At 61.2% G+C, this 2,963-nt stretch carries 2 protein-coding genes; both read right to left on the bottom strand.

Annotation, left to right across the window (positions count from 1 at the left end; translation table 11 throughout):
* Nucleotides 1-302 precede the first annotated feature (302 nt).
* Entirely contained in the window at nucleotides 303-1,841 is a 1,539-nt protein-coding gene (locus tag KMAL_RS16375) for an oligopeptide:H+ symporter (protein WP_239020194.1), read from the bottom strand.
* Between the two features lie 531 nt (nucleotides 1,842-2,372).
* The gene (locus KMAL_RS16365; RefSeq protein ID WP_146044261.1) at nucleotides 2,373-2,750 is read right to left on the bottom strand and encodes a hypothetical protein; all 378 of its coding nucleotides are present in this window, start codon (nucleotides 2,748-2,750) and stop codon (nucleotides 2,373-2,375) included.
* Between the last annotated feature and the right edge of the window lie 213 nt (nucleotides 2,751-2,963).

Below are 2,963 nucleotides of genomic sequence, written 5' to 3'. Positions count from 1 at the left end.
GAGCCCGGGTGTTGCATGCGCCGACTGCCTCAGGGGCTTTGCCCCCGAGCCCCCCACCAAAGGGTATTACCCTTTGGAAACCATGACTTTTAATGAATCAGGGTGCAGGGATCGCGATCCCTGCCGGGTCCGGGCAGAGCCCGGGTGTTGCATGCGCCGACTGCCTCAGGGGCTTTGCCCCCGAGACCCCCACCAAAGGGTATTACCCTTTGGAAACCATGACTTTTAAACGAATCAGGGTGCAGGGATCGCGATCCCTGCCGGGTCCGGGCAGAGCCCGGGTGTTGCATGCGCCGACTGCCTCAGGGGCTTTGCCCCCAAGCCCCCCCACCAACTTTGGAAACCATGCGGCAGGCGCGTTTTTCCAGCATTCGCAACACCGGCAGCATGAGGAGGATCCCTGCCGCGCCGCAGGCGGCCAGCACCGTGAAGCCGCGGAACACTGCATGGAACGTGGACAGGCTGTCCGGGATCGAGACTGCGGCATGCAGGCGACCGATGCCCATGATGTTTGCCAGCACGCTGCCGCCATACATCGCAAGGCCTGTCGAGATGTAATAGACGGCAACCGACATGGTGCGCACGCGCGGCGGCAGGTAGGTCGTGACGACCGACAGGCCCAGGCCATTCATGATCAGCCCCGCGACCGACAGCGCACCATACGCCCCGAACATGCCCCACGGCGCGCGCAGCCCCGACGTCCCGCCCGCCGTGTCAAGGCACAGGATCAGGAAGCCGATGACGATGAAGACCGAACCGCAGGCATATTTGGTCGAAAGCGCAACCGTGCCGAACCGTGTATCCATGAAGCGGTAGAGTGCGACGAACGCAGGGCCAAGCAGCATGGTCAGGCCGGCATTGATGGCGACGATCTGCGGCGCGTCAAGTTCAAACAGCGTGACCCCCGCCACGCTGAACTGCCGGTTCAGGTTGTGCAGGGCGTAAAGCACAAAGGTCGAGGTCGTCTGCTCGTCGAAAATGCCATAGAACATCGCCTCGGCAATCAGGATCAGGCAGATCGCGATACCCGGACGCTGCGCCGGTGCCGCAGTGCGCCACACCCAGGCCCAGAATGCAGGGATGGCCGACATGACGGCCCAGAAGATCCAGTGCCCGCCCGCAGGGAAATTCAGGACCACCCAATAAAACAGGACAGCAAGGCCGATTTCGGCCACGGCCCATGGGACGGCCCGCGCCGTGGCCCGTGCCTCCCCGGTCGGGACGGGCGCGCCATCGTGCACTTTACCGCTCAGTCCCCGCCGGTTCGGCAGGGCGGTCGCAGCCCCCACGAACAGCCCGGCAGCACACGCCCCGAACGCCAGCGCATAGCCATAATGCTTGCCGATCCATGGCACGAGGAGGAATGAAAACATCGCCCCAAGGTTGATGGCAAAGGTATAAAGGGTCGCAAGCCCGTCGGCGGATCGCCCCCCGCCCGCATGGCGCAGGACCAGTATGGCCATGTTCGTCCGCGTCAGGCCGTTCGTCACTGCGACGGTCGCCGCCGCCGGCAGGAACAGTACAGGCCACGCGACCGAAAGACCCAGCAGGACCAGCGCCGTAAACTGGATCACGCAGCCATACAGGACGGTGCGTGTCGGGCCCAGCACCACATCGCCCAGGCGGCTTCCCAGCAGCGTGCTGACCAGGGCCAGCGCATTGAAGCTGCCGACAAACAGGTTGGCCTGCGGCGCGCCAAGCCCACGGACATCCAGCGCGAAGATCAGCAGGATGCTGAGCATGCCGTAGAAGCTGAACCGCTCGGTCGCCTCCAGGAACAGCGCCACCCCCAGCCCGGAGCGTCGCGCGGGTGCGGCGGCCGACATTTCACGAAGACGCATGCACGGACCACCCGAAGGACGGTCGGGAGACGCGCGAAAGGCGACGGATGTTGAAACTGGCACCGTGTTTCTTCATGAACCCGACCGCTCCGAAATGATGGGACGCCGATATCCCGGTCGGGCAGTATGGCGCGACATGCGCGGCATTGACATAGGCAAAGCGGGGGCCGCCCCGTCACATGACGGAGCGGTAGAGGAAGGGCCAGTTGCCGCGCGGGCTGCCGCCACGAACAGCACGGAGCTGTCGTGGTACGGTCCCATCCCGCACCCCATGATGACAGGGGTGTTGTGATCATACACCCCACAGACAGCGTTTTTCAGGAATCACCCCATCCTGTCGCCGCGCGCATCGCACGACAGCGTGTTGTCGCATGCGACGGACCATACGCCATGGGGGTATGGGATGACGCCGCCACCCGTGCGGTTCCCATCAGCGGCAGGCCGATGCACAGGCCCGATATCCCGCCCGTCGTCAGGAGGTTCCCCGTGGCGGATTTCGCCCTGAATGGTCCATGCGACCCTCAGGCGACGTTAGCTGATGGATTTGATATAGGCCGGGTCGTCGAGTAGCTTTTGAATAGCTGCCCGGAATTCAGCCACGAACGTCTTGGAAAGACGCTTTATGGCGGAGCGGTAGTAGATGGTCATGCTGATGCTTGTGACGAACACGCTCAAATCAAGTAAAAAAATAATTGGGTGGAGTTTTATATATAAAAAGAAGGGTATAAAAAAGGACACCCATGAGGCTATAGAGGACGTCTTCTTTATATTTTGTTCCTTCGCGGCATAGGCGTTGAATATTCCTTTAAAGGCACCAGGACTCTTGTTATACTCTGTGGTGTCCGCTGTATAGTTGCGGCATACGATGTAGGGACCGGATGAAATGCCCTTAACGCCGCCCCATAACACGGTCACTTCATGCCCGGGCGCGACCGCGAAGTTTTCTTTGATCTGTTCCTGCGTGCCGTTTTCGCGGACGACCCAGAACTCTCCACGGGGAGGGTTCTAAAAACCCCCTGGTTTTGAGGTCTTCTGTATGATTCTATTTCTTCTGCGTTGATTGAGGGAATGGCGATATGAAGCAGCCTGGTTTTTTTGATGTTGAAGAGCGGCTTTCCCGGT

The organism is Novacetimonas maltaceti, assembly GCF_002906255.1.
In the GTDB taxonomy this organism is placed as follows: Bacteria; Pseudomonadota; Alphaproteobacteria; order Acetobacterales; family Acetobacteraceae; genus Novacetimonas; species Novacetimonas maltaceti.
Note: the sequence above shows the minus strand (reverse complement) of the source record. Positions and strands in the feature narration are given on the sequence as shown.

What these genes read in the sequence shown, in the direction of transcription:
- KMAL_RS16375 (WP_239020194.1), bottom strand. Translation starts at nt 1,841, where the DNA reads ATGCGTCTTCGTGAAATGTCGGCCGCCGCACCCGCGCGACGCTCCGGG.